A 5,015-nucleotide genomic window follows, 5' to 3' on the forward strand; every position below is an offset into this window, starting at 1 on the left:
CAGGCGGCGTCCTGCACGGCACCTCGCTGCGTTGTCGAATCACCCGAGTACATCCAGTACGAGGGCGATCCTCCGCCTTGCGATGTACCGCACCGGACGCCGCGAGCTTCCCGGCAAACCTATCCGGTCACAGCACTAGCTAGCGGTACGTGTAGAACCGCGTGTGGTCGAGCATGTCCTCGGGCGTCACGTCGTTCCAGGGTTTCATCGTGTCGCGCAGCCCGATCACGTTCTGCGGGGCGGTGACGGGCACATAGCCGGACGACGGGTGCAGGCGCTGCCAGTCGGCCCAGAGCTTGTCGATGAAGCAGTGGTGGAGCCAGAACACGGGGTCGTTGGGCGAGGCCCCGGTGGTCATCTGGCCCCCGACCCAGACATGCACCCTGTTGTGGAGGTTCGGGCCGCGCCAGCCTTCGACCTGGTTGCGGAAGCCGCTGGATCCGCTGTTCCAGGGGGACGCGTCGTAGGTCGTCAGGGCGAGTACCGCGTCCACCTCGGCGCGGGTGGGCAACTCGCGTCCCCCTGAGCCCAGCGCCCGGCGCAGGTAGGTCCGGCCGTCGACGCGTATGTTCATGGGCCAGTCGCCCCCGCCGAAGGCGAACGGCCCGGTGGTGACCCGGCCGTCACCGGCGCGGCCGTCGCCGCCGAGGAAGTTGTCGGCCCACAGGGAGCTGCGGGGCGAGCGGTCGGCCGTCCAGTCCCAGTAGGGCAGCATGACGGAGGGGTTGACACTCTGGAGTGCCTGCTCGAACTGCAGCAGGAAGCGGCGGTGCCAGGGAAGGAACGACGGGGAGCGGTGTCCGGTCCGCTCGCCGTTGTCGGTGTCGCTCAGGATGAAGGCGTTGTGGGTGGTGATGAACTCGTCGTAGCGACCCTGCTTCTTGAGCTGGATCACGGCGTCCACGAAGTCGCGCTTCTCGGTGGCGGAGAGGTCTGCCTGGTTCTTGCGGTCAGCCATACGGCGGCGCTCCTTGTCAGACTTCAGACGGTGACGGGCACGAGTGAGGCGCCATGCAGTTCCCGTACGGCGGCGCGGGCGGCGTCGCGTGGAGTGCGGTGGGTCTCGTAGTGGTTGACGACACTGATCCAGCTGCCGTCCGCGTTCCGCATCACATGCAGTTCGTCGTCATCGACGCGGACGACGAACTCCACGGGGTCCTGGGGCGCCGCCTGGCTTTGGTGGTGCCCGCCGTCGCCCTCCTCCGCGGGCCATCCCTCTATGTGCCGCCCGAGGTACACCTCGTCGAACGGCTCCGGCACATCGGCCGCGCGAGCCTTGGCGGTACGGGCTTCGGCGTGTGCCGTACCGGCACCGTGGTGCCCCGTGCCCTGCGGGTCAGCCGACCGCGCCCCGGTGGCGACGGCGACGGCCGCCGGCGCGGCGAGCGCGGCTCCGGCGACAGCCAGGGTGGCACCTCGCACCATGTCCCGGCGGGTGAGACTCTGCACGTTCTGCTCCTCTCGTCGGTCCGCCGCCGATAGCAGGGGCACCGACGACGGCAGGATCGTTTCTCCGAGTGACGGGACGAACACGTCCCGGTGGCCCCACATGTTGGCAGTGGCGAACGGCAGGAATGAGAGGCATGACGAGACATGAGCATGAACAAGACAACCGCACACGGATAGTGCACGCTTCAACAGCGGATGATCTTTATCGGACGCCCCTGAGGGCGCCCCGGGAAGGGAAACTGCCCATGCTTTCGCCGCTTGCTTCCACAAATCCTTCGGTGGCCGCAGCGGGAGCGGCTCGGCGTACCCGGCTACAACTCGGCGGAATCGCGGGGGCTGAGTCCGCCCAGCCGGGTAGGCGCCTTAGTTTTGGCGGTCATTCGTGGCGCAGCGCCGTCTTCCTGGCCGCGTACCGCACGTCCCCGTCCTCATGGCGTCTCAGCGCGATCAGCAGGCCGCGCCACTCTTCCGGCCATTCGGCATCCCGCCGTCCGTCCATCAGATCCACCAGGGCCAGCGCGAGCAGACCCGCAGGCCCGAACCGTCAGCGGCGAGCCGCTTAGCGGCGGCGAGCAGGGTCGCGGGTTCCCGGGGCGTCCAGGAGCCCTCGTAGGCATACCGGGAGCGCAGCCGGTCGGCCGTGGACGAGGCGAGCAGGCAGTGGTCGCGCAGCGCCTGGGCCAGTTCGTCCAGCTGCGCGTACAGAAGCGGGGGTTCCCCGTCGAGATCCACGAGCCGGCACAGCAGGGCGCTACGGGAGGCGATGAGCGACGGCTCGTCCGCCAGTTCATCCGCCACGGCCGCCAGCACCGGACGCGCCGTCTCTCCCGGCTCCGCGCACAGCGTCGCCACCAGCACTTCCAGCCGCTGGCGGGCGGGCTGGTCCCGCTCGGTGGAGACCTCCTCGTCCCCGGTCCCAGCGACGACGCCCAGGTCGTGGACCGTGGTCTGGAGCAGGCTCTCCGCGGTATCCGGCGACTCCACGAACTCCTTCACCAGTCCGTGCCCGTGCTCCGGCACCGGAGCGGCGGCCCGGATGGCCGCGGCACGTTTTACCGGGCGGCGGCGGCAGGGCCCGCGCCGCCCCGGAAAGCACGGTGGCCGATGCCGGGACCGCGTACGGTGGCGCGGTGAGCAGCAGACGAAGAGTGCGCCGGCTCGTCGTCGGCGACGACGTGTGGATCTGGTCCCAGGGGCATGAGCATCCCGAGGGGGTCTGCCGCCAGATTCTGTCGCTGACCCGCGAGGGGACCAGAGCACGGCTGCGGATCGTGTTCCGGGAGGGGCCGGGGCTGATCGTCAGCGGGGGTTACTGGCACGACGGGCTGGTCGCCCGCAGCAAGGGGGAAGCGCTGAACCTGCACGAGCCGGGTGTCGTACGGCAGTTGCTGGACGCCGCACTCGCGGCAGGCGTCGGCGCCCCGGCCGAGGTCGACGGCTGGGCGCTCTACGACGCGGTCGTGGCGTCCGCCCCGTCCCCCGGGTCCGACTCGTCCGCCCCGTCCGCCGCGTCGGGACCAGCGGCCGGGTCAGGACCAGCGGCCGGTACGCCCCAGTAGCAGGGCGGACGCAGCCGTACCCGCCGTCGACGTACGCAGGACGCTGCGGCCGAGGCGGTAGGGCTTGGCTCCCGCCTCCGCGAAGACGGCGAGCTCCTCAGGGGATACGCCTCCCTCGGGGCCGACGACCAGCACGATGTCCCCGGTCGCGGGGAGTTCGACCGTGGCGAGCGGCTCGGCGCCCTCCTCGTGGAGGACGGCGGCGCAGTCCGCTCCGGCGAGCAGTGCGGCCACCTGACGGGTCGTCGCGGCCTCAGCGACCTCGGGGAAGCGCAGACGGCGGGACTGCTTGCCCGCCTCGCGCGCCGTGGCGCGCCACTTGGCGAGGGCCTTGGCGCCGCGCTCGCCCTTCCACTGGGTGATACAGCGGGCCGCCGCCCACGGCACGATGGCGTCCACACCGGTCTCCGTCATGGTCTCGACGGCGAGTTCGCCGCGGTCGCCCTTGGGAAGTGCCTGGACGACGGTGATACGCGGCGCGGGCGCCGCCTCCGTGCGTACCTCCGTGACGCCGACCTCCAGTCGGTCCTTGCCTTCGACAGCGGTGACGGTGCCGTAACCACCGTTGCCCAGGCCGTCGGTGAGGACGACCTCCTCGCCGACACGGAGACGGCGTACGGACACGGCGTGGCGGCCCTCTGAGCCGTCGACGGTGACGGTGCCGGGGTGCACCTGGTCCACGAGGAACACGGGAGCGGTCATGAGGGGTTCCTCAGGGTCAGGGAGGCACTCGCGGCGGCCGTCTCGGCGGCGAGCAGCTCGGTGAGTCGGGCGGCGGGCAGTTCACGGGCGAGCCGGTGGCCCTGGCCCGCCCAGAGGGCCATGCCCTGCGCGTCGCTCGCCTTCGCGGCGGCCTTGCGCAGGCCGCCGGTGATGTGGTGCACCTCGGGATACGCGGCGGGGGCGTACGCTCCGTGCTCGCTCACGAAGCGGTTCACCAGCGCCCGCGCGGGGCGGCCGGTGAATGCCCGGGTCACCGCGGTCCTGGTGAACACGGGACTGGTCATGGCCTCCTTGTGCAGCGGGTGCGCACCGGACTCCGGGCAGACCAGGAACGCGGTGCCGAGCTGGGCGGCTTCGGCTCCCGCTGCGAGCACCGCAGCGATCTGGCTGCCGCGCATCAGCCCACCGGCCGCGATCAGCGGCATCGGCACGGTCTCCCGGAGCTGCGCGATCAGCGCGAGCAGCCCGGAGCCCGAACCGTCGAGTGCGGGATCGTCGCGATGCGTGCCCTGGTGGCCGCCGGCCTCGATGCCCTGCGCGCACAGTGCGTCGGCCCCCGCGAGCCGTGCCGCCTGCGCCTCGTCGACCGAGGTCACCGTGACGACGGTGCGGGTCCCGGCGCGTCTGAGCGCGGCGACGGTCGCCTTGCCGGGGCAGCCGAAGGTGAAGGACACCAGGGGTACCGGGTCGTCCCGCAGGATCGCCAACTTGGCCTCGTAGCCGTCGTCCCGTCCGCAGTCCGGGTCGCCGAGCGGCGTCTCGTACCAGGTCGACTCACCCGCGAGCTGCTGCTGGTAGACGTCGACGGCGGCCGGGTCGGCGTGCGCCTGGTGCGGCATGAACAGGTTGACCCCGAAGGGCTGCCTGGTGAGCGCGCGGAGCTGCTTGATCTCCTGGTACATGCCGTCCGCCGTCTTGTAGCCGGCGGCGAGGAAACCCAGCCCCCCGGCCTCGGACACGGCTGCCGCGAGCTCCGGACCGGACGCGCCGCCCGCCATGGGCGCCTGCACGATCGGATAGCGGCAGAGACCGGACAGAGCGGACGGCCCAGTCGGCTCAGTCGGCACAGACAGCGCGGACGGCACGGAGGACATGCCCGCATGGTGCCACGTCCCGGTGCTCTGGCCGAATCCGGCCGGATTCCGCGCCCGTGAGCCGGGGGGCCCCCACGGGGAGGGCCCCCCACGACCGCGTCCGCCGCCCGGGGAAGCCTGCATCAGCCCGGGGAAAAACCCCACCCTGCAGAACCGTTGATTGCAAGATGGTATGGAATTGGTGACGGGT

7 protein-coding genes are annotated in these 5,015 nt (G+C 71.4%); 1 reads left to right on the forward strand and 6 read right to left on the reverse strand.

Annotated features, from left to right (window positions below):
• Window positions 1-139 precede the first annotated feature (139 nt).
• The 4 genes from ACFWI9_RS32845 to ACFWI9_RS32860 form a co-directional block, all read right to left on the reverse strand.
• Window positions 140-958 carry a tyrosinase family protein gene (locus tag ACFWI9_RS32845; protein WP_387168541.1) on the reverse strand — a complete coding sequence of 273 codons (819 nt, stop codon included), beginning with the start codon at window positions 956-958 and terminating at the stop codon, window positions 140-142.
• Between the two features lie 23 nt (window positions 959-981).
• Window positions 982-1,449 carry a tyrosinase cofactor gene (locus ACFWI9_RS32850; RefSeq protein WP_387168544.1) on the reverse strand — a complete coding sequence of 156 codons (468 nt, stop codon included), beginning with the start codon at window positions 1,447-1,449 and terminating at the stop codon, window positions 982-984.
• Window positions 1,450-1,825: 376 nt separating this feature from the next.
• Window positions 1,826-1,957 (reverse strand): hypothetical protein, encoded by a 132-nt coding sequence (locus ACFWI9_RS32855; RefSeq protein WP_387168547.1) that lies wholly within the window; start codon window positions 1,955-1,957, stop codon window positions 1,826-1,828.
• Window positions 1,948-2,469: a hypothetical protein gene (locus ACFWI9_RS32860; RefSeq protein ID WP_387168549.1), complete on the reverse strand. Its 522-nt coding sequence runs from the start codon at window positions 2,467-2,469 to the stop codon at window positions 1,948-1,950. Before ACFWI9_RS32860 ends, ACFWI9_RS32855 begins: the two co-directional genes overlap by 10 nt.
• A 110-nt stretch (window positions 2,470-2,579) precedes the next feature.
• Between ACFWI9_RS32860 and ACFWI9_RS32865 the strand changes: the two genes are divergently transcribed.
• A complete protein-coding gene (locus ACFWI9_RS32865) occupies window positions 2,580-3,008 on the forward strand; it encodes a hypothetical protein (RefSeq protein WP_387168551.1) in 429 nt (142 codons plus the stop codon).
• Here the strand turns inward: ACFWI9_RS32865 and ACFWI9_RS32870 are convergent.
• Together ACFWI9_RS32870 and ACFWI9_RS32875 are read right to left on the reverse strand one after the other, a co-directional pair.
• A complete protein-coding gene (locus ACFWI9_RS32870; protein WP_387168553.1) occupies window positions 2,979-3,710 on the reverse strand; it encodes a 16S rRNA (uracil(1498)-N(3))-methyltransferase in 732 nt (243 codons plus the stop codon). The two genes, ACFWI9_RS32865 and ACFWI9_RS32870, sit on opposite strands and share 30 nt — an antisense overlap.
• Window positions 3,707-4,825 (reverse strand): nitronate monooxygenase, encoded by a 1,119-nt coding sequence (locus tag ACFWI9_RS32875; protein ID WP_387168556.1) that lies wholly within the window; start codon window positions 4,823-4,825, stop codon window positions 3,707-3,709. Before ACFWI9_RS32875 ends, ACFWI9_RS32870 begins: the two co-directional genes overlap by 4 nt.
• Window positions 4,826-5,015 lie beyond the last annotated feature (190 nt).

This window comes from Streptomyces sp. NPDC127084, from assembly GCF_042724175.1.
Taxonomy (GTDB): domain Bacteria; phylum Actinomycetota; class Actinomycetes; order Streptomycetales; family Streptomycetaceae; genus Streptomyces.

Coding starts and splice junctions, on each gene's coding strand:
- ACFWI9_RS32845 (WP_387168541.1), bottom strand. CDS start 958: ATGGCTGACCGCAAGAACCAGGCAGACCTCTCCGCCACCGAGAAGCGC.
- ACFWI9_RS32870 (WP_387168553.1), bottom strand. CDS start 3,710: ATGACCGCTCCCGTGTTCCTCGTGGACCAGGTGCACCCCGGCACCGTC.
- ACFWI9_RS32875 (WP_387168556.1), bottom strand. CDS start 4,825: ATGTCCTCCGTGCCGTCCGCGCTGTCTGTGCCGACTGAGCCGACTGGG.